Origin of the sequence: Aureisphaera galaxeae (assembly GCF_028561275.1) — a bacterium.
In the GTDB taxonomy this organism is placed as follows: domain Bacteria; phylum Bacteroidota; class Bacteroidia; order Flavobacteriales; family Flavobacteriaceae; genus Aureisphaera; species Aureisphaera galaxeae.
Map to the genome: position 1 here is coordinate 263,223 of NZ_JAQQTF010000004.1, position 22,405 is coordinate 285,627.

General features: G+C 42.2%; 19 protein-coding genes. 4 read left to right on the plus strand and 15 right to left on the minus strand.

The window, feature by feature from the left end:
- Positions 1-22 precede the first annotated feature (22 nt).
- The 8 genes from POV27_RS06055 to POV27_RS06090 all read right to left on the minus strand — a co-directional run bounded on the left by POV27_RS06055 (position 23) and on the right by POV27_RS06090 (position 11,649).
- A complete protein-coding gene (locus tag POV27_RS06055; RefSeq protein ID WP_272861848.1) occupies positions 23-2,425 on the minus strand; it encodes a M14 family metallopeptidase in 2,403 nt (800 codons plus the stop codon).
- A gap of 116 nt (positions 2,426-2,541) precedes the next feature.
- A complete protein-coding gene (purL, locus tag POV27_RS06060; RefSeq protein WP_272861849.1) occupies positions 2,542-6,216 on the minus strand; it encodes a phosphoribosylformylglycinamidine synthase in 3,675 nt (1,224 codons plus the stop codon).
- Positions 6,217-6,338: 122 nt separating this feature from the next.
- Positions 6,339-7,004 carry a response regulator transcription factor gene (locus POV27_RS06065; RefSeq protein WP_272861850.1) on the minus strand — a complete coding sequence of 222 codons (666 nt, stop codon included), beginning with the start codon at positions 7,002-7,004 and terminating at the stop codon, positions 6,339-6,341.
- A 1-nt stretch (position 7,005) separates the two neighbouring features.
- Complete coding sequence (locus POV27_RS06070; protein WP_272861851.1) at positions 7,006-7,839, minus strand: sensor histidine kinase; 834 nt, start codon at positions 7,837-7,839, stop codon at positions 7,006-7,008.
- Positions 7,791-8,471 (minus strand): hypothetical protein, encoded by a 681-nt coding sequence (locus POV27_RS06075; RefSeq protein WP_272861852.1) that lies wholly within the window; start codon positions 8,469-8,471, stop codon positions 7,791-7,793. Before POV27_RS06075 ends, POV27_RS06070 begins: the two co-directional genes overlap by 49 nt.
- Positions 8,472-8,518: 47 nt before the next feature.
- Positions 8,519-8,977, minus strand: coding sequence for a hypothetical protein (locus POV27_RS06080; RefSeq protein WP_272861853.1), 459 nt, complete (start codon positions 8,975-8,977; stop codon positions 8,519-8,521).
- A gap of 417 nt (positions 8,978-9,394) precedes the next feature.
- On the minus strand, positions 9,395-10,435 hold the full coding sequence (locus POV27_RS06085; protein ID WP_272861854.1) for an endonuclease: 1,041 nt from the start codon (positions 10,433-10,435) through the stop codon (positions 9,395-9,397).
- A 2-nt stretch (positions 10,436-10,437) separates the two neighbouring features.
- On the minus strand, positions 10,438-11,649 hold the full coding sequence (locus tag POV27_RS06090; protein ID WP_272861855.1) for an RsmB/NOP family class I SAM-dependent RNA methyltransferase: 1,212 nt from the start codon (positions 11,647-11,649) through the stop codon (positions 10,438-10,440).
- A gap of 69 nt (positions 11,650-11,718) precedes the next feature.
- Between POV27_RS06090 and POV27_RS06095 the strand changes: the two genes are divergently transcribed.
- Positions 11,719-12,756, plus strand: a complete 1,038-nt coding sequence (locus POV27_RS06095) for a WD40/YVTN/BNR-like repeat-containing protein (protein WP_272861856.1) — start codon at positions 11,719-11,721, stop codon at positions 12,754-12,756.
- Positions 12,757-12,797: 41 nt separating this feature from the next.
- Here the strand turns inward: POV27_RS06095 and POV27_RS06100 are convergent, their stop codons facing one another.
- The 7 genes from POV27_RS06100 to POV27_RS06130 all read right to left on the minus strand — a co-directional run bounded on the left by POV27_RS06100 (position 12,798) and on the right by POV27_RS06130 (position 19,913).
- On the minus strand, positions 12,798-13,238 hold the full coding sequence (locus POV27_RS06100; protein WP_272861857.1) for a hypothetical protein: 441 nt from the start codon (positions 13,236-13,238) through the stop codon (positions 12,798-12,800).
- Between the two features lie 10 nt (positions 13,239-13,248).
- Positions 13,249-13,758, minus strand: a complete 510-nt coding sequence (locus POV27_RS06105; RefSeq protein WP_272861858.1) for a hypothetical protein — start codon at positions 13,756-13,758, stop codon at positions 13,249-13,251.
- 48 nt (positions 13,759-13,806) lie between these two features.
- Positions 13,807-14,361, minus strand: a complete 555-nt coding sequence (locus POV27_RS06110) for an RNA polymerase sigma factor (RefSeq protein ID WP_272861859.1) — start codon at positions 14,359-14,361, stop codon at positions 13,807-13,809.
- Positions 14,362-14,849: 488 nt separating this feature from the next.
- Positions 14,850-16,676, minus strand: coding sequence for an ABC transporter ATP-binding protein (locus POV27_RS06115; protein WP_272861860.1), 1,827 nt, complete (start codon positions 16,674-16,676; stop codon positions 14,850-14,852).
- Positions 16,676-18,379 carry a phospho-sugar mutase gene (locus POV27_RS06120; RefSeq protein ID WP_272861861.1) on the minus strand — a complete coding sequence of 568 codons (1,704 nt, stop codon included), beginning with the start codon at positions 18,377-18,379 and terminating at the stop codon, positions 16,676-16,678. The genes POV27_RS06115 and POV27_RS06120 overlap by 1 nt, the downstream gene beginning before the upstream one ends.
- A gap of 53 nt (positions 18,380-18,432) precedes the next feature.
- A complete protein-coding gene (locus POV27_RS06125) occupies positions 18,433-19,386 on the minus strand; it encodes a glycosyltransferase family 2 protein (RefSeq protein ID WP_272861862.1) in 954 nt (317 codons plus the stop codon).
- A 5-nt stretch (positions 19,387-19,391) separates the two neighbouring features.
- Positions 19,392-19,913, minus strand: a complete 522-nt coding sequence (locus tag POV27_RS06130) for a DUF4199 domain-containing protein (RefSeq protein ID WP_272861863.1) — start codon at positions 19,911-19,913, stop codon at positions 19,392-19,394.
- 159 nt (positions 19,914-20,072) lie between these two features.
- Between POV27_RS06130 and POV27_RS06135 the strand changes: the two genes are divergently transcribed.
- From POV27_RS06135 to POV27_RS06145, 3 genes are all read left to right on the plus strand, one after another.
- Positions 20,073-20,324, plus strand: a complete 252-nt coding sequence (locus POV27_RS06135) for a type B 50S ribosomal protein L31 (protein ID WP_272861864.1) — start codon at positions 20,073-20,075, stop codon at positions 20,322-20,324.
- A gap of 93 nt (positions 20,325-20,417) precedes the next feature.
- Entirely contained in the window at positions 20,418-21,593 is a 1,176-nt protein-coding gene (locus tag POV27_RS06140) for a GlmU family protein (protein ID WP_272861865.1), read from the plus strand.
- An 86-nt stretch (positions 21,594-21,679) separates the two neighbouring features.
- A complete protein-coding gene (locus POV27_RS06145; RefSeq protein ID WP_272861866.1) occupies positions 21,680-22,363 on the plus strand; it encodes a LipL32 family surface lipoprotein in 684 nt (227 codons plus the stop codon).
- Positions 22,364-22,405 lie beyond the last annotated feature (42 nt).

Consider the following 22,405-nt stretch of genomic DNA (forward strand, 5'->3'; position numbering starts at 1 on the left):
AATCTATTATTTAGGTGTGCCTTTACAGGCGAACAATCTTAAAGGTTTGTACGGTATCTTCGGAAGATAACTTCAAAAGATAAACGCCAGTTGCGTAGTTGCTATAGTCCAATACTTTAGAACCGTTGTTGTTTTTTTCACGGCTTACCAATTGTCCCTGTAGGTTGAAGATTTCAACCGTATAGTTCTGCAGGGGAGTGGTAATGCTCAAAATATCTTCTACTGGATTCGGGTAAATACTGAAAGCACTCGTGGTATTATCTCCTATGGCCAATGTCCCATCATCGATTACGTTGATCTGAAGGTCATCGAAATAGAATCCATCGTCACGAACACCACCATCCGATCTAAATTCGAAACGTACAAGGATGTTTTCACCTAGGTAGTCACTTAAATCGATCTCTTCGAATACCCATGGAATTTGAGTTCCGTCGTACAATGGCTCTCCTTCTGGTTGGAATCCGTTGTCGCTACCTGCATTGGTAAACTTTCCGCATTGTGGTTCCCAAGTACTACCACCATCGGTAGATACCTCGAACTGCGCATAATCCCAGTTGTTTTCAATATCCCATCGTGCATAGAACGTTACGTTAGCGCCGGCCGCATTGGTAAGGTCTATGGGGTCACTTAACGTAATGGTTTCGTTTGCGTTGTTTTGATAGTTTCCACTAGGAGATTCCGTAATGGAACTTGTAGGGGAAACATAGGTCGTAGTAGTTGTACTCCATCCGTTGTTGTCGAAATTATCGGTAGTACTGTCTCCTGGATCTTGGAAAATAGCTACCAAAGAACCAAACTTTTTGCTCACGGTAATGATGTTGTCGTAAGCTCCGTTATTCACCACCAACTCATATACTACGTCATCACCAGATTGAGTACTGGCATCCAAGGTGTATGAAATACTTCCGTTATCTGTGTCTAGGGTTTGCATTCCTGTAAAGTTCACAGGGGATCCAGCCGAAGTAATATTGGCAGATACTGGATTTAGACTTACTGTGAAGTCTCCAGATCCAGAAAGACCCAAACGATGAATATCGAATGTAGCATCTACATTGGTATTGTCTCCTATGTATTGCGATCCTGTATCGGTTACGGCTGCATAATTGTTTACCATTTTGGCCGAGGTAAGGTTTAGGTACATCATGCTCTTGCAGATACTTTCTATCTGACTGGCAGCTGGCCAAAAGGAAGGTCCAATTTCAGGAGTAAAGGCATACACACTGTTGTGCGTTCCTACCGTACCGTACATAAAGTCATCACTATCTCCAGCGGCAGGATATAGATCGGCAGAGATCATATTGGCAAATCCATTACGGGAAACAAGTTCTGCAGAAACCCCCTGGAACAAAGCGTCTTCGGGAGTGGGTACATTGTCGGTATAACCGTAAGGATATAATAATAAGTTTCCAGAGGTGTGGTTATTGAAAGCCATTACAAAGTCATGGTTTTCTACCATCCATCGCATGGCCTGGTTTTCTACTTCAGAGAAAGGCGCAGCTCCGTGGTATACATCACTATTCGGATCGCTGGAAGTTCCTTCTCCACCCCAAACTCCATTACTTGGATTTCCATCTATATAATAGTCGTAATTACGGTTGTTGTCGACCCCATGACCACCTTTACGATTCTTACGCCAGAAACCACCACCATTAGGATCGGTTTTCTGGTTGTAGAGATACCCATCGGGATTTACCACAGGTACAAAATACAATTCTGTGTTGTCTACAATGCTTTGTATTTCGGGATCGCTATCGTAGTTTTCCAACAAATACCACATGTAGAAAATAAGTTGCGATAGGGAAGCGGGTTCCCTTGCGTGGTGAATCGCAGTATATAGGATTTTTGGCTCGCCTTCGTTAGAAGTATCGGCATTGTCGCTAATACGAACCCATTTAATTCCATTTCCTCCAATAGGTGGAGTGGTGGAAGGATCCGGCTGACCTTCGGTTAAGAAGTTATGGATGTTTTCTTTGGCCGTGATGAGGTTAGGGTAGGCGGCACGCATTTCGTCCAATTCGTTCAGCATTTCCTGGTAGGTAAAATATCCACCCATGGTTCCTTGGTGGAAATTTGCAGGAGTCTGATAATCACCGGCTGCGTCGTCACAACTTGGGTTGCTGGAACGAGGAGCCATTCCTAAGGTTTCGTTTTGCTTCAGAAAATGAGCTGTGGCATCTTCAATCAAAACCTCAACCTGAAATCCATTGGCACGTGCACGGTCCAATTCGGAAACGGAAAATTCATTAATCACAAAATGTCCCTTTTTGTGAATTCCATGTTCTACGGGAATGTCCAAAGCAGCCAATCGGCTTAGGTCATCAGGTTGATTGAATGAGATCTTTGCGCGCTGATAGATTTCGCGTACATCTTGCGAAAATCCAAGAGCAGAAATTAGTAATAAGGTGGTAAGTAAAAGTTTTTTCATTTTGGGGTCAATCGTTATTTAGGTTTAAGTGTATTTGGTCTCACAACGTAAATATAACTTACATATTATAAGAAAAAGACCAATGTGAGATTTTTATGACCCCAATCTCATAGAAATTACTTGCTTTCTAACCACTTTCTGGCATTTACGAAAGCCTCCAACCAAGGAGAAACTTCGTCTTTTCTTCCTTGCGGATAGTTCGCCCAATTCCACTGGAACATAGAACGTTCAAAGTGTGGCATGGTAGCCAAATGACGCCCGCTAGGATCGCAAATCATCGCCGTATTGTAGTCACTGCCATTCGGATTGGAAGGATATCCCTCATACCCATACTTAGCGACGATATTATAATGGTTTTCGGGCATTGGGAGATTGAATTTTCCTTCTCCATGACTGATCCAAATTCCCAACGTGCTTCCTGCAAGAGAACCTAGCATCACACTATTGTTTTCTTTAATAGTCACACTGGTAAATGCACTCTCGTGTTTTTGGGAATCGTTGTGATGCATCTTTGCCAATTTCTCGTGATCTGGATTAATAAGATCCAATTCCAAAAACAATTGGCATCCGTTACAGATTCCTACCGAAAGGGTATCCTCACGATTAAAGAAGTTCTTTAATGCTGTATTGGCTTTCTCATTATAAAGGAAAGCACCTGCCCAACCCTTGGCCGATCCTAATACATCACTGTTGGAGAATCCACCCACAGCTCCTATAAATTGAATATCCTCTAAGGTTTCACGACCAGAGATTAAGTCGGTCATGTGTACGTCTTTTACATCAAACCCAGCGAGGTACATGGCATGTGCCATTTCACGTTCGCTATTACTTCCTTTTTCTCGGATAATAGCTGCCTTAATCTTTCTTTCGGAAGAAGACCATTCTGCAGATGCTGGTAATTTACCATCAAAATGAGCTGGAAAGTTATAGGTCAGGGGTTGATGTTTGTAATTGTCATAGCGTTCCTTAGGAAGGTTTCCTGCCGTTTGCTTCTTATCCAATAAATAAGAAGTCTTGTACCAAGTATCCCTGGTTTCGGAAACAGAGAATTGTAAATTTTCCCCATGATTGGCAATGGTCATTGTATTACCTTCAATCACCGAACCAATATTGTGGAAGGTAATTCCATTTTCAGAAAGCAATTGTTCTACAGAAGTATCTTCCGAAGCTTGAAAAACGACTCCGCAGTTTTCTGCAAACAACACTTTTGTGCTGTCGGTCTCTCCCAGTCCAGTTAGATTCAATTGGGCTCCCAGATCCACATCTGCATAACACATTTCCAATAAGGTAGTAATAAGTCCGCCGGAAGCTACATCATGTCCTGCAGAGATTTTTCCATCCTGAATCAATTGCTGAAGGGTGTTGAACACCTTCGCTACGTAACTTGCATCTTTTACTGAAGGCGCTTCGTTCCCAATAGCATTGCAGATTTGTGCGAAAGAGGAACCGCCCAATTTATAGGCATCCTGTGAAACATTGATATAGTAAATGCTACCTGCATTTTTCTGCAAGACAGGCTCTACAACCTTTCTAATATCATTACAATGACCTGCTCCCGAAATAATAACGGTTCCCGGTGCGATCACTTCATCATTCTTGTACTTCTGCTTCATGGAAAGGGAGTCCTTTCCAGTAGGGACATTGATTCCCAATCCAATAGCAAACTCACTTATCGCTTCTACAGCTTTGTACAGTCGAGCGTCTTCTCCAGGATTGTTACAGGGCCACATCCAGTTGGCCGAAAGGGATACGCTCTTAATTCCATCTTCCAACGGCGCCCAAACCATATTCGTCAACGCCTCCGTAATCGAGTTTCTGGAACCTGCAACAGGATCCAACAATCCTGAAACTGGGGAATGTCCGATAGCAGTAGCAATTCCTTGGTGATTATCATAATCTAACGCCATAACCCCACAGTTGTTCAACGGAAGTTGTAATGGTCCCGTACACTGCTGTTTGGCTACCAAACCACCCACGCAACGGTCTACTTTGTTAGTAAGCCAATCTTTACAGGCCACAGCTTCCAATTGAAGCACCTGATCCAAATGGGCCTTTATATTTTCTGAAGTATACTCTGGGTTCTTGTAGTTTCGAACGATAGTGGTATCGTTCATGATGGTTTTGGGAGAACTCCCAAACATATCCTCCAAAGCAAAATCCATGGGTTTGTCACCCGTTTTTTCACTTTCGAAACAGAAACGACCATCTCCAGTTACGTCTCCTACCTCGTACATAGGCGATCGTTCCCGATCGGCCACGCGTTGCAATAAATCGATATCTTTTTGGCCAATGACCAATCCCATACGCTCTTGGGACTCGTTACCGATAAGTTCTTTGGCCGAAAGTGTAGGATCTCCCACAGGTAATTTGTCAAGGTTGATGTGTCCTCCGGTTTCTTCTACTAATTCACTTAAACAGTTAAGGTGTCCACCCGCTCCATGGTCGTGAATGGAAACGATCGGGTTTTCTTCGCTTTCCACCAACGCTCGAACGGTATTGGCGGCTCTCTTCTGCATTTCGGGATTGGAACGTTGTATGGCATTCAATTCAATTCCGCTGGAGAATTCACCCGTATCGGCACTGGAAACCGCAGCACCTCCCATTCCAATTCTATAGTTTTCTCCTCCTAGGATAACTACTTTGTCTCCTGTTTCTGGAGTGTCCTTTAACGCTTGATTTTCCTTTCCGTAGCCAATTCCACCAGCCAGCATAATTACCTTATCGAAACCAAGTTTACGGGCATCCTCTTCATGTTCGAAGGTAAGTACAGATCCCGCGATCAATGGTTGCCCAAATTTATTCCCAAAGTCCGAAGCCCCATTACTTGCTTTAATAAGAATGTCGATAGGGGTTTGGTACAACCATTCACGTTCCTTCATGGCTTGTTCCCAAGGACGATTTTCTTCCAAGCGGGAATAAGATGTCATATAAACAGCAGTCCCGGCTAAGGGAAGTGATCCTTTTCCACCGGCCAAACGGTCTCGGATTTCCCCACCACTTCCAGTAGCCGCTCCATTAAAGGGTTCTACGGTCGTTGGGAAATTGTGGGTTTCGGCTTTAAGTGACAGGACACTATCGTATTCTTTCTTTTCGTAAAAATCAGGTTTGTCAGCACTTTTGGGTGCAAATTGTGTGGCTTTGGGTCCTTTTACAAAGGCCACGTTGTCTTTATAGGCAGAAACAATGGTATTGGGATGTTCCTTCGATGTTTTTTTGATTAGTTTGAATAAGGAAGAAGGCATTTCTTCTCCGTCGATCACAAAAGTCCCGTTGAAAATTTTATGACGGCAATGTTCACTGTTCACCTGACTGAAACCAAATACTTCGCTATCGGTAAGTTTTCTTCCCAGTTTTTCTGAAAGTTGCTCTAGGTATTCAATTTCATCATCGCTCAATGCCAAACCTTCTTGCATATTATAACCGGCAATATCATCAATATCCTGAATGGCTTCCGGTTCAATATTGATGGTATAGATATCCTGATCCAATGCAGAATACTTCTGCGACAACATAGGGTCGAAATCACTGAAGTCTTCGGAAACGTTTTGAAACTCCTCAATACGTATGATACCTGTAATCCCCATGTTCTGGGTAATTTCTACGGCATTGGTACTCCAAGGGGTGATCATGGCGGCGCGAGGTCCAATAAAAAAATCCGCGATTGCGGATTGATCTATTTGAGGTTGGTTGCCGAACAACCATGTCAATTTTTGCTTGTTTTCGTTAGTGATTTCTCCAGAGGTTTGGACTGCAAACACTTTATTTTGTGCGTCTCCAAAAAAGTGAATCATTGGGTGTGATTTTGAAAACGCAAAGGTACAGAAATTTGGGGAGACGTTGAGGTGGTCGCTACTACAATTTTGTTTACAAAATGCTGTTGAAAAGTGCAGGTGTTATAGAGCTGCTTTGCGTCCTAATAAATCTTCGAAATCTTTACGATTTCATTTTGCAAGGCAAAAACAACCAAGCCGGCTACGTTCTTGCAATTCAGTTTTGAAAGCAGGTTATTACGATGCCCATCCACAGTTCTTGGACTAATAAATAGCTTTTCGGCAATTTCGGGTGCAGTATACTGCTCACAGATCAATTGTAGTATTTCTACTTCCCTTGGGGTTAAATCGAACGAAAAATGAGCCTTTGGTTTTTGTTTGGAGATGATATTTTGCCGAATGATGGCCATTACTTCATTGTTGTAGTGAAATCCTTTTGAGTGTACCTGTTCAATGGTCTCCGCCACCTCCTGTGGTTGTGAATTTTTTGGGAGGTAAGCCACTGCGGACAACTCGATCATATTAATGATGAATGCACGGCTAAAATGAGTGGACAGCACAATTATTTTTACCGAGGGATATTCCGTACGGATAACTTTGGCGACTTCGATCCCGTTCATCTCCGGCATTTTAAGATCGAGCAAAAGGATATCAGGAAGCATGGCGGCAAGCTTTAGCTTATGTAGGAGATCGACTCCATTTTCGGCTTCAATATCTACTTGCATCCCTGGATAACCATTCAAAATAAGTTTCATACCCTTTCGGAAAAGGGCCTCATCATCTGCTATGGCGATACGGATGTTTTCCATACTAGCTAAATTTCATGTTTTCGTTCGGGGTATTCGGTACTTCAATCTCCATGGTAACTCCTTGCCCTAGCAAAGAATCGATCTTATACTGGGCATGAATCATATGGAGTCGGCTTTCTATGTTCTTCATTCCTAATCCCTTCTTATGTTCAAATTTGTCCATCTCAAACCCTTCTCCATTGTCGCGATATTCCAATTTTATAATGGCTGGGTCGGGTGAAAGCTGAATGGTTATTTCCGAAGCCTTTCCATGACGGATGGAATTGTTTATGAGCTCTTGAAGCACCCTAAAAAGATTAAGCTCTATGATTTTATCTTCTATAAGGTTTTCCGTTACCGTAGGGGCAAAGTGAATATATACTCCATCCATTTTGTTGAAACCATATTGCAGTTCACGAATGGCCTCTACCAAGCCAAATTCTTCCAACGTAGGAGGCAAAAGCTCGTGCGAAATGAGCCGAATAGAATCGATCGTAGTATTAATCACCGATTCTACTTCATCTGTAATAGTACCCATCTCATCATCACTGATGTTGTGTTCCCGTAAGCGGCATATATTCAGGAATATGACATTGAGTTTGGATCCAATCTCGTCGTGCAGATCGCGTGCTATGCGCTTGCGTTCGCTCTCTTGGGTCAAGATCGTACTATGAAGTAGATCCTCTTGATGTTGATAGGCCAATTCCTGATGGTGCATCTGTTGCTTCAGAATCTTTTTTTGGGAATGGTTGGCATACAGAATGAACGCCAACGCAAAAGCGAGCATTATGAGGATACCAATGGCAATCAATGTGACGAACGATTTTTCCTGAAAAAAGCTATCCAAACTCCCCATAGAATAAGCAAATGAAAAATGACATTTAAAATGGCGTTAAAGGCCCAAAAAACGATGTAAGTATCAGTATTTTCGAAAGAAATTTTACTGCACATAAAGATAAACAAACTTCCCGAATAGTAGATCATAATAGCCGAGTTGATAAGTCGTAAGCTTTTGGCCATACGATCGGATGAGCGTTGGTTTTCTACGAGATTATAGAAGTAGAATACAGAGTACGATATGATGATTACCTGTACAAGGGTCTTGGCTATGGTATTGAAATTAAAGATGTTCTGGATAAAGGCAGAATTCAGGATGATCAGAATAGAAACACCCAATATGAAATACATATAATGACTCTGGAAAATCTTAGGCTTATGAAGCACGCTCTTATAGAAGTACGAAAACAATAAAAACTCCCCCAGGGTATATATGTGCAAAAGGGGGAGATTGTTTCGTCCTAGCTCCATAAATGTGATTGCAAGGATTTCAATAAGAAGGTTCCATAATAGGAAGTAGGTAAGCCTCTTAAAGGGTATACTCATCTTCTTATAAGCAACGATACATAGGATACAATTTATAGCCACAAGGCAGGTAGCCAAGTGCGCTGCATAGATGTGTATAGCATTGATCGTTGAGCTGAAATCCATGAGTGCAATTTTTGGGAGCCCTAAGTTACATTGAATTTAACTAGCACTTAAAATGACGGTGGGCAGGCTGTAGGACAAGGATGCGTAAAGTCGAAAAAGAGCCATGGAGTCGCAGGGTCACTATCCATAACCGTAGTTGACTTTAAAGCAAAAACGATCTCAGTGCTATCATTAGGCATAATGGCCAACATGGCATAGAGCTCGTCCGTGTTACAATCTGCCATTGTTAGAATCTCACGTAATTCGGCCAACTCTACTTTTGCTCCGTAGATAAGCCTTTCGTCAACGTTAGCTGTTGGTATGGTGTCGTGCTTTACTAGGTCTTTTTTTACAGCATTGATATAGGTTTCATAGTTGTTGATAGAATTAATACCCGTACTATCTGGTATTTGATACGTCTTAGTTGATTTAGGGCAATTTTTATCGTCCTTGGCATCTTCATTACAAGACGAAAAGGCTACAATAAAAAGACAACAGATGACTGCGTAAAAGATTGTTGATTTCATGATTTTTGGTTTAAATGGTTACTGATTTAATTTTCCTGAAAGTACTCAATAATCCATTTCTAGTTAAAATACGCAGTTAAAAACAGGTTGAATTACCTGTTCATTCCCGTAAATATGCTTAGATATATAGGTGATTTATACCATAGAACAGGCAATAGTACCCGATTTCACAAAAGAAGCATTTCAGCACTTTCGTACAGGGCCTAGCAATTAGATATTTGTATCGTATTTAAAAATCACTATTTCGATGGAAAGGTCTCAACCCTTGCTATCGGAACGTGATCGGGGAATTAAAGCCCTCCATAGAGGGACGTGATATTCATTTGCGGGAATAACACAAGTGTGTAGCCTCTTCAATACTTTTTAATTGATTGTATTGTGGAGGCTACTTTATTTTTTGGAGAGATGTTATCTTGCTTATTCTACCAGCAAACGTTCCACCTGTCTTTGGCCATTGGCTTCAAAGGATATGAAATACATCCCATCCGCAAGTGAACTTACGTTGATTGTAGTAGCACCGTTCACAGGAATAGAGGGTGTTATCTGCTGTCCTGTTATGGTGTAAATAGAATAGCTGTCTAAAGGCCATTCAGAAGTGACTTCAACAACTTCCGAGGTAGGGTTAGGAGCCAAGGTAAGTTCCCAAGCGTCAAAATCTTCGGTAGATGCCAATCCCCAACGATCTTCAGCTATAGGTCCTCCCCAGATTAGGGTGGCTAAATAGGGATTGTCTATAAAGGGATTCCGATTGCCATATACATTTTCCAAATGTGGATTGCGTTGGTCCTCGAATTCATTTACAGGATCATCTGCATTCCATTGCAAGTAAAGAACCAACATATCGGTACTTCCTTGAGTGGAGCCCACTCCTTGCAAGGATGGCAGGCAACGATCCCCGTAACGGGTGTACATATACATCATCATACGGGCTACATCCCCTTTCCATTCATCGCCTGGATACCAATTACCACTGCTTACATCCCCAGCATTTCCAGAACCCGAAGCGAATTTCTTGTTACTTTTTAATCCATTCATCGCCTGATCGGCAGGACGAACGTTATGCGGATCGGCTGCAATGCCCGTAGTCCCATTATCGGCACTTCCCATAGGAGGATTCGCGTTGGACCTAGCAAAAACGTGCTCGCGGTTGTATTCGCAACTGGTACCTCCAAAATCATCCTTGTCACGGGTTCTATCCGTCAAGCAATTTCCATCACTGTCGTTGTAACCATACACCAATAATACGTTGTTAGTATTGGCTGGATCTTCGTCCGTAATCTTCACATCATCCCTTATATCACCATAAGTGTATGTGCTGCTGGCTATGGAGATTTTTTGTTGTAATTCTAAGTAGAGGTCCTGACCTGTTAAACTTAGATCCACATCGTTGTAATAGGGTTGTTGTGCAAACAGGGAAGCAGTTCCCAGTAGGCAGAGGAGGAGGGGGTAAAATTTCATGTTTAGCTCTTTTTCGTCAGCAGCGCCATGTAAAAGCCATCGTATCCGGTTTTACTGGGCCACAACGTTTCTTCTTTCTCTAATATAAACTCTTTTCCGGTTTCCCGGGTTAAGAAACTTTTAATTTGTTCTTGGTTTTCGGATGGCAAAATGGAACAGGTGGCGTATACCAACTGGCCTCCGGGTTTTACCATACGGGAATAGCTGTCCAAAATATCGCTTTGGGTTTGTCGTATTTCCTTAAGAAATTCAGGTTGTAATTTCCATTTGGTATCAGGATTTCGTCGTAGCACACCCAATCCAGAACAGGGTGCATCGATTAATACCTTATCAATCTTACCAAAGAGCTTTTTAATGCTTTTGGTCGACTCTATCAACCGCGTTTCGATATTATGGATACCATTACGCTTGGCTCGCTTCTTCAATTCGGCCAATTTGTTGTCGTAAATATCCAAAGCGATCACTTGCCCTTTGTTTTCCATAAGGGAAGCGATGTGAAGGGCTTTTCCACCAGCACCGGCACAGGCATCTGCAATACGCATTCCCGGTTGTGGGTCGAGTAGGGCAGCTACCTTTTGGGAAGAAGCGTCCTGTACCTCGAACCATCCATTTTTGAAAGCATCTGTTACAAATACATTGGTACGTTCAAACAATTCCAAAGCATATGGAAGTCCCTTAATAGGGTGCGTATCGATGCCATTCTCTTTTAAAGCTTTCTGAACCGTTTTTACATCCGCTTTCAAAGGATTCACACGCAAAATCACTTTGGCCAGTTCATTCAAGGCGCCTATTTCGGCATCCCATTTTTTTCCTAGTTCGTCTTGCCCTAGTTTGTCCAACCAATCTGGGATGGATTCGCGGAACCTTCGGTTGCTGGATAGCTCGTCGAACCGTCCTTTGATCTTTCGGGTAGGGGTGCCTTCAAATTGTGGCCAATCGGGAAGGCGAATCCCACGTAGAGTAGCCCAAACGGTAAACAATCGGAAGAGATTGGTACGGTCGAAGGGTTCCTTTACCTCGGCAATTTCTGCATACAACCGTTTCCAACGAACAATATCGTAGGTGGTTTCGGCAATGAACGCCCTATCGCGTGAACCCCAGCGCTTGTCCCTTTTCAATGTGTTCTTTAATACCTTATCGGCCTGCTTTCCTTTATTGAAAATGAGGTTGAGGGAATCGATGGTGGCAAATACCAAATTACGGTGTAATCGCATACCTTAAAAATTGGCTGCAAAGGTACAATTCTCCAGACCGCTTTTGTTACATTTGTCAAAATTATTTTCATGCGATACCTCTTAAGCTTACTCTTGGTCGCCATCTTAATTTCCTGTGGCACTGACACAAAGACCTTTACCCAAGTGAATATAGAACGTGTTTTTGAAGACAGTTTGAGTATTCGGGCCATCGATCCTTTGGATGAAAACCGTGTATGGTTTGCAGCTAATAACGGTATGGTAGGCCTTGTAGATGGGGAGACACCTAAATTGGCAGCCATTCGCTATGAAGATTCCTTACTTCATTTCCGCTCCATTGCCGCTACCAAAGAGGCCGTATTCGTATTGAGCATCGCGAATCCTGGAGTACTTTACAAAATTGGACACAATGGAGAAGAAGCCACCAATATAGAAGAGGTATATGTAGAGAAAGGGGAGAAGGTCTTTTACGACGCCATGGCCTTTTGGAATGATAAAGAAGGTATTGCCATGGGTGATCCTACCGAGGATTGCATTTCCATTATCATCACTCGCGATGGCGGAAATACTTGGGACAAGGTTCCTTGCGACATTCTTCCGGAAGCAGCCAATGGAGAAGCAGCTTTTGCTGCTAGTAACAGTAATATTGCTTTGGTAGGCAATCATGTTTGGATCGCAACTGGTGGAAAGAAAGCAAGGGTATTGCACTCTTATAATAAGGGAATGGCTTGGGAGATTTTTGAAACCCCTATGCTACAAGGAGGAACAATGACAGGGATCTACAGCATTGACTTTTTCGACGAACAAACGGGAGTGATTTTTGGGGGAAATTGGGAAAGGAAGGATTTTAATGAAGGGAATAAAGCCATAACCCGCGATGGTGGCAAAACATGGAAATTACTTAGTAATGGAGAAGGTCCTGGGTACCGTTCCCGAGTGTCTTTTGTGCCCGGTACGGAAGGAAAAGGCTTGGTAGCTGTGGGATCACCCGGAATATCCTATAGCAGTGATCAAGGCGATACTTGGGTAGAACTTTCGGATGAAGGGTTTTATGCCTTGGAATTCGTGAATGACAGTGTAGCCTTTGCCAGTGGAAGGAATAAGATTTCTAAATTATTGTTTCAATAAAAAAGCATCCGGAAGGATGCTTTTGCTAGGGAAAAGAATACTTAACGGTTACCTCTACGTCCTTTTTTATCCTTCATCATCTGAAGCATTCTTCTTTTAAACTGTTCTTCGGCCCTGTGAAGCCGTACTATTTTTTTAGGGGGCAGTACCGATCGCAATTTTTCAATCAGCTGTTTTAAATATTCCAATTCTTGGGCTTTAAACTTTAAGCCGTTGTCTATAATGGTATTGGCCTGATCGTCGGTGAGGTTTTCAATTCCGTTCACCCGTAAATCCATAAAAGCCCTTCGCTCCTGTTTGCGAATGTCTTCCATCTTATCTTCATGGGCATTATAGATGGGCCAGAATTTCTCGGCTTCGGCGGATGTGAGGTCTAGGGCATCGGTGATATGGGCCCTTTTCAAGGCTTTAATCCGTTCCCCTCCCTGTGCCAAGATTCCAACAGAACTGAACAATAAGAGTGCAAATACTATTTTTTTCATTTTTTAAGTGTTATTCTATAAATATTGTGGGGTCATCTATGTTATCCAATAGATATTCTTCTAAACTTTCGTCCGATAAAATTTCGTTTTCCATTTCTAAGGCATCTAGGTCTTCATCGGTCAAAACCTGTGCCAGTTCATAACTATCAAAAGAAGCGATGTCTTCGTTCAAATAGGCTTCAATTTCAGCTAGGGTAGGGTCTGGGGGTAGCATGGCACCATTTCCATCAGAACCGAAAAATAGGGTTGCCAATAGGGCTACAGTGGCGGCAATGGAAGCCGAATACCAAAATACTTTCCTGCGATACAGCGGAACGACCTTTGTTTCCTGCTCCTCTTCCTTGATCTTTTGTAAGATCTCATCCTCTAGGGTGTCGAAGTAGCCCTTGGGCACATCGAACCCCGTTTCCTTGGGAAGCTTTTCTAGTTCCAAAGCATCAAAAAGACTGTCCTCCATTTTATCGAAGTAGCCTTCTGGGACCTTAAAACCGTGTTCGTATTTTTCTTTGTTGTCTTCCATTACACTCGTTAGACTCTATTTTTAACCAAAGGTTTCATTCTATATTGACTATCCTGTTTCGCTCCCCTTTATGTAAGCGGTTATTTTCTTTACTGCAATATGGTAACTACTTTTTAATCCTCCCACAGATGTTTCCAATATTTCCGAAAGTTGTTCGTAGGTATGATCCTCGAAATACTTCATATTGAAAATGAGTTGTTGTTTCTGCGGTAGGGTGGCGATGGCCTTCTGCAGCTTTAATTGTGCTTCGTTCCCTTCAAAATAGACATCGCTTTCCAGTCTAGAGATCATTTCTTCTTTTATTTCTTCTGAAGAGATCTGTGCCCGTTTTGCTTTCTTGTTGATAAAGGTAATCGATTCATTCGTAGCAATACGGTACATCCAAGTGTACAATTTGCTCTCAGCCTTAAAATTATCGATGCTTCTGAAAATCTTAATAAAGGTGTTCTGAAGGACATCGTCTGTATCATCATGATCTATTACGATCTTACGGATGTGCCAGTACAAACGTTCCTTGTATTGGGAAACCAAAACGCGGAAAGCTTCTTCCTTTTGGGAAGGGGACTGTAAGGCCGATACCAAGGATTGCTCTTCTATCAACATTGGGTGGTTTTGGTACTAAGACTTGTCTAAAGATAAAAGGTTTAATTGAGAGTTCACTTTTTTCAATTTGAAGGGTACCCTGACCGATATATCGACGAACGGATAAAGTTTTTCGATAAAATGCAAAAAATGTTTGATTGTAGGAAAATATTTACTAATTTTAGCTCATACTTCTTATGTATAGGTTCTTAATTATAGCCCCAACTGTAATGAGAACAGCATTAAACGGGCCTAAGCGGGGGCTGGCCCGTTTTTTTTATGCCCTAATTTTTCACCAAAATCACTGTAAAATTGTAGGAAAAAGATTCATTTTTGAATCAAATAATCGATTAAATGCATTTTATCAAGTTTAAATGCAAATTTAAGTTTGGATTTATGGAAAAATAACCTATATTTGAACCCTACTTATGTAACAATCAGGTTGTTATGAGCCCCAATTGTAATAATCTGGCAAAAAGGAGCGGAGCCCCAACCGCTTCTTTTTTTGTTTAATCCAAGGATTGCATTTCGACCAAACTATGGTATACCCCTTTCTGGGCCAATAGTTCCTCGTGTTTTCCTTGTTCCACAATTTTCCCTTTGGAGAGTACCACGATATTATCGGCATTCTGAATAGTAGAAAGACGGTGGGCAATGACCACAGAAGTCCTATTTTGCATCATTTTTTCCAATGCATCCTGTACCAAACGCTCACTTTCGGTATCCAAAGCAGAGGTAGCCTCATCCAAAATCATGATAGGTGGGTTCTTTAATACGGCACGCGCAATGCTCAATCGCTGTTTTTGACCACCACTCAATTTACTACCACTATCGCCAATATTGGTGTCCAAGCCATGCTCCAATTCTTTCACGAATTCCCAAGCATTGGCTACTTTCAGTGCCGCGATCATCTCTTCATCTGTAGCTGACTCTTTAGCCACATGTAGATTACCACGAACCGTGTCATTAAATAGGATAGAATCCTGGGTTACCAATCCCAAAAGGCCGCGCAGCGATGCTAATGTAATATCTTTAATGTCGTTGCCGTCAATCTTAATGGCTCCTTCATTAACGTCGTAGAAACGGGTCAACAAATTGGCAATGGTGCTTTTCCCACTTCCACTGGGCCCTACAAAGGCTACGGTTTGCCCTTTTGGAATTTCCAGCTGGAAGTCCTTCAGTACCCATTCATTTTCATACTTAAAGGAGATATTGTTGATTTCGATATTTTTATCGAAACTCGCTTTTTCTTCGGCATTGGGCAGATCTTGTATGGTCGATTCTGTTTCTAGGATTTCCAATACCCTTTCGGCTGCAGCATTTCCTTTCTTTACACCATAACTGGCCTTACTCATTGCCTTAGCAGGAGTAAGGATGTTATAGGCCAATCCCATATAGGCAATGAAATCACTACCATCTAAGGTGCCATCTATCAATACCATTCTTCCGCCATACCATAGTAAAATGGCAATCACGACAATCCCTAAAAACTCACTGGTAGGGGACGCTAGGTTCTGGCGGTTGTACAGCGAATTGGAGTATTTGTAAAAGAAGTAGGTCGATTTTTTGAATTTACCCCCAAAAATCTTCTCGGCATTAAATCCTTTTATGATTTTAAGTCCGCCCAAGGTTTCTTCCAAAATAGACAAAAAGGTCCCCTGTTCCTTTTGTACCCTGTCTGATTTCTTTTTAAGGGATTTACCAATACGGGAGATAATGAATCCGGAGATCGGAATGAATATAAAAACGAATAAAGTGAGTTCGGCACTTATGAACAGCATCATCGCAATAGTGAAGATGATGGTAAGGGGTTCCCTAACGATCAATTCCAATATGGACAGGAAAGAATGTTGTATTTCTAATACATCGGTTCCTATACGCGCCATCACATCCCCTTTTCGTTTTTCGGAAAAGAAAGAAACCGGGAGGTCGACAATTTTCTCGTAGACTTCGTTCCGTAAATCCTTTAAGACTCCATTCTTCAAAAAGGTAATGAAGAAATTGGCCATATATCGGAATACATTCTTCAATAAAAACAGGATAATTACCAACGAAATCACAATGATAAGGGCTTTAGACGGATCGTCTAAGGAATACTCCTGAATGCGCCAAGCCAAATAATCCTTGAAATAATCCTTTAACGTAGATAACCCTCCATAGATAGGCTCCTCTACAATGACACTCTTCTCTTTTGGGAAAAGGACATCCAGCATTGGGATCAACGCCACAAAGGACAATGCACTAAATAGCGCATAAAAAATATTACAGATAATATTCAGTATCCCGAACTTCTTATAAGGCAGGGCAAACCGAATTATTTTTTTGAAATAGGTCACTAATTAAGATTTAGATCCGCTAAGATAGATTCAATTTTTCCAGGAAGTTGCTCCGCATTGGGCCCCTGAACGCTCATATAGAACTTAATTTTAGGCTCTGTCCCACTGGGTCGGGCTGCCACTTTGCTACCTCCATCGGTATAATATATAAGTACGTTGGACTTCGGGATGTCAATGGGTGTTTCGGTTCCAGCTGTAATATCCTTGCGGATGCTATGCTGGTAGTCTTCAAAACAGATCACTTTTTCACCTCCTAGTTCCATAGGTGGATTTTCTCGTAGTCCTTTTAGGGTATTGGCAATTTCTTCGGCACCTTTCTTTCCTTTTTTCACCAAAGAAACCAAGTGTTCCTGAAAATGACCATATTGGTTGTATAGTTCGTGGAGGTATTCGAATACGCTACTTCCTGCGGCTTTCTTCTGTGCTGTCAATTCACAGGCCAGTAGGGTAGAGGTAACGGCATCTTTGTCACGCACAAAATCACCTACCATGAAACCAAAACTCTCTTCTCCACCACCCACAAAATTTTCTTCAGGAAAGTCCTTTACCATTTTTGCAATCCACTTAAAGCCGGTAAGCCCTTCGCGGTACCTTACATTAAAGTCTTCTGCTATCTTTTTCAGCATAGGTGTAGATACGATGGTAGAAGCCATAAAGGTATTTTCGTCCAGTTTCCCTTGCTTTTTCCATTGGTCCAAAAGGAAATGCGACTTCACCACCATGGCTTGATTTCCGTTAAGTAAGGTCATTTGTCCTTCGGTATTTCGAACCGCAATGCCCAATCGGTCGCTATCTGGATCGGTGCCAATCACAATATCGGCTCCTTCTTTTTCGGCGATTTGCATGGCCATTTCCAATGCTTCCGGTTCTTCCGGATTGGGAGATTCCACCGTTGGGAAATCGCCATCAGGTTTGGCCTGAGCTTCTACGACGGTTACGTTATTATAGCCCGCCTCTTTCAATACTCTGGGGATCATGGTAACCGAAGTCCCGTGCAATGGGGTGAATACAATCTTTATCCCATCCTTGGCAGCTTGATCGGTGTTAAAGCTTCCATTGGCCACAGAGGCAGAAGCAAATACGTCATCTACTTCTTGATCGATCCATTGTATAAGTGCCTCATTGGCTTCAAAATCAATGTCGGTATAATCTAGGTCATTAATCTCCTGAATGATCTCCGCATCCTGTGGCGGCACCAATTGTCCGCCATCCTGCCAATATACCTTGTATCCGTTGTATTCTGGTGGATTATGGGAAGCTGTAAGGACAATGCCACAATGACAATCTAAGTGTCGCACGGCAAAGGAGAGTTCTGGAGTGGGCCTTAATTCTGAAAATAAGTAGACCTGTATTCCATTGGCCGAAAAGACATCGGCCACGACCTTCGCCAAGGTGTCACTATTGTGTCTGCAATCGTAGGCAATGACTACTTTTAAGTCTTCTCCTGGGAATTGCTTCTTAAGGTATTGTGAGATCCCTTGGGTGTTTTTCCCCAAGGTGTATTTATTTATTCTATTGTCTCCCACGCCCATTACACCGCGCATTCCCCCTGTTCCGAATTCTAAGCTCTTGTAAAAGCTGTCTTCAAGGGTTTCGCTATCGTAAGCGATGAGTTCTTTAATAGTATGCTGGGTGTCTGAATCGAAAAAAGGAGTGAGCCATTTATTGGCCTTTTCCAAAAGTTCAGGATCGATGTATCTCATAGGTTTTTTTAGGTCCTGTAGGTTGCTGGGCGCAAAATTACGGATAATTGAAATTATTCTTCCGCGTTTAGCACTTCTTTAATAATATAATTGCTCCCGCTTTTTTTGGTACGCAGGATCAATTCGCCCAAGAAACCTGCCACAAAGAATTGGCTTCCTATAATCATAGCTGTCAAGGCAATGTAGAATTGAGGGCGGTCTGTAATTAGCCTTCCACCTGGGTTGATAAACAGCTTGTCGATCCCCAAATACAAGGCAAAGCAGAAGCCCACGAACAGCATAATGGCACCCCAAGCCCCAAAAAAGTGCATGGGGCGCTTCCCAAAACGGGAGAGGAAGGAAATGGTAATAAGGTCTAAAAATCCGCGTACGAAGCGCTCCATTCCAAATTTGGTTTTGCCGTATTTCCGTGCTTGATGTTGTACTACTTTTTCACCGATCTTATCAAAACCGGCGCTTTTTGCCAATACGGGAATGTAGCGATGCATCTCGCCAGTTACCTCTATGGTTTTGATTACTTCATTTTTATAGGCCTTAAGCCCGCAATTGAAGTCGTGCAATTTTACTTTTGATGTTTTTCGTGCGGCGAAATTGAAAAGTTTGGAAGGCAGGTTTTTGCCCAAAACGGGATCGTAGCGTTTCTTTTTCCATCCAGAAACCAGTTCGTAACCCTCTTCGGTTACCATACGGTACAGTTCGGGGATTTCCTCTGGGTTGTCTTGTAGGTCCGCGTCCATGGTGATGACCACTTCGCCTTTTGCCCTAGCGAAGCCTGCATGTAATGCTTGTGATTTTCCGAAGTTTTTCAGGAATCGGATTCCTTTTACATTGGCATCTTCTTGGGAAAGCTGTTGGATGACGTCCCAAGACTGGTCCGTACTTCCATCGTCGATGAACAGAATTTCATATAAAAAACCATTGGATTGCATCACTTGTGCAATCCAATGGTGTAATTCTTTTAAGGATTCTTCTTCGTTAAGAAGGGGAATAACGATGGATAGGTTCATTTATACTATACTCTTTCCTTTTTGAATATTAGCCCCGATATAAGTGAGTAAATGAATCCGAAGAAGGCGCTCATAACAATCCAGAAAGCTCCTCCCAAGAAGGGGTTACTGAATTTTTCTATGAAGCCCATGGTAGATTCCAATTGTTCATCGGTCATGTTCGGGTTCTGTTCGATCATTTTGTTCTTTGTCACCTCGATCATATCCTTGGTAAATTCTGGATCGATGAAGTTAACGAAGATAATGTTGTAAACAGCATACATAAGCGCGCTGATTACCGCAGCTGTTACCCCAACTTTTAGTGCTTGTCCCAAGGTAAGGAAACCGCCGTTAGCCTTTCTGTAGCTAAAAACGGTATACCCAATAAGAAGTGGGAACAGTACATAAAATAGATACATAGGCCATTGAACGCCTTCAATAAGCATTCCGGTTGCGTACATTACGGCAACGATTAGAAGTAAAATACCTCCAATGATCAGCCCAGAATTAATGGCTGTTTTTTTAATAGAAACAGGAGAATTGTCCATAGTCTGTTTGTTTTTTGGTTCGTTAGGTTAGTAAACAAAAGTAAGAAATTGTTACGAGGAGACACTTTTAGATGAAAATTTTAAAGAAACTATTGTTCGTTTGTAAATAATGCTTAAATTTGCACACTCAAAATTCGAGGAGTTAAAACTTAAAAGACGATGAGAAAAGGAATACACCCAGAAAATTACAGATTGGTAGCATTCAAAGACATGTCCAACGATGATGTGTTCATTACCAAATCTACAGCCAACACAAAAGAGACAATCGAGGTAGACGGTGTTGAGTATCCTTTGGTTAAATTGGAAATCTCAAGAACTTCTCACCCTTTCTATACTGGAAAGTCCAAACTTATCGATACTGCTGGACGTATTGACAAGTTCAAGAACAAGTACGCGAAATTCAAAAAATAAGCTGCGAAAAAGAAACTTATTTTTCACAATATGTAAGAGCCTTCGATTTATCGAGGGCTTTTTTTATGTAGCTTTGAGGCATAATTTTCATCCATGAATTATATTCTCTTCGACGGCAGCGTACGCAACCAATTGTTACCCTTTACCTTTACCCGACCCGTGGCCGATATCCGTATCGGAATCTTAACCATTCGTGAGAAATGGGAACATGTGCTAGGGTATACCACGACTACCGTTACTGAGGATTATCTTTCGGAAAAGTTCCCAATGGTGGAAATGGAACAGAACATCTTGATCAATGGTTCTTGTCTTCCTTCAGACAACTTAGCCCAAATGGTGAAGGGACTAACGGAAAAGCAAGCCATTTTTCATGAAGATGAGCCCATTGCTTTTCATGCATTGGAAGGGCAGGAAGTGGTATTCGACGATTATGAGATCATTCAGTACACCTATGAGGATCTTATGCGGGTGGAGCATACCTGGGATATTTTCAGTAAAAATCATGAGGCTATTGAGCGTGATTTTGCCTGGCTTACCCAAGGAAGGACATCGCAACCTATTCCGAAGGGTGTTACTGCCATCAACGAGGAGCACATCTTTATTGAAGAAGGTGCGCAAGTACATCATTGTTCCTTAAACGCCTCCCAAGGCCCTATTTATATTGGCAAGGATGCAGAGATCATGGAAGGTTCTTTAATTCGCGGCCCTTTTGCCCTATGCGAAGGCGCTACGATAAAGATGGGTGCCAAAATCTACACCGGTACTACTATTGGCCCTTTTAGCAAGGCAGGAGGCGAGATTAATAACTCAGTCTTGTTCGGATACTCCAACAAGGGGCACGATGGGTTTATGGGGAACAGTGTACTGGGCGAATGGTGCAATTGGGGAGCGGATACCAATAATAGTAATCTTAAAAACAATTATGCGCCTGTTCGTCTTTGGGATTACGAAACGGAAGGATTCGCAAAAACAGGATTGCAGTTTTGCGGACTTATGATGGGCGATCACAGCAAGTGCGGTATCAATACCATGTTCAACACCGGAACTGTAATTGGGGTAAGCGCCAACATCTACGGAGGTGGTTTCCCCCGTAATTTTGTTCCCAGTTTCAGTTGGGGTGGCGCGTCAGGAATGACAACCTACAAAACCAATAAGGCATTCGAAACCGCAAAAGTAGTGATGGAACGAAGAGGCATGGAGTTTACCGAAACCGATGCCAAAATCCTTGAACACGTATTTGAGGAAACGGCACAATGGCGTAGGAATTAATACCCTTCATACAATTTGTACGAAAAAACTTTCACTTCTCCATAATTCTTTTATTTTTGGTGGCCATTAACCATAACACCAAACTAATGAAGTATTTAAAATCCTACTTATTCTTGGCACTCGCTGCCTTTTGTTTTACCCAAGTTCAAGCTCAAAAATTAAAAGCCTTCGGAAGCTCTAAAGAAGTAAAAGCGGGCCCCATAACCAAAAGGGTTCCTTATACTGATGTAAACAGCTATTTGGGATATGCGGCCCCAGATACCGAAGATGAAGTGGTAGACGGTAAGAAATTCTACTATATCTATGTATGGATCCCTGCCGTAGCTCCAGAATTGGGAGTACGCATGATGTCTCCCGTGGGTAAGAAAACCAAGGTGAAAAATCCTATCATGGGAGCGGGCTACGAAGATAATGCAGGTGGTAAAGACTATTTCGATACCTACATCACTTTAGAACGATCAGATGTCGTTACCAAAGACGGTATGGGTAATATGGATGCCGCCAAATGGTGGACGTTGGCCAAAAACGATGATAGTGGCGATATGCCAAAGCAGCCGAGCGGAAGAAAGTACAACTCCCTATTGCGTTATGTGAGCAAGACAGGAGATCCAGAAGGTGCTTTAACGCGTGGATTGTACCGTATCGGGTTTACATCATTTAAGAAAGGGGAAGTTAATGGAACGTTCTTGGCACAAGTTGCCGCACCTATTAAAATTCCTGGAGTACTTATGGGAAGAACCGTAGAGGAGATCTTAGCACAATTGAACTAATACACAGTATACAATAAATGAAAGCCCATCGAAGATGGGCTT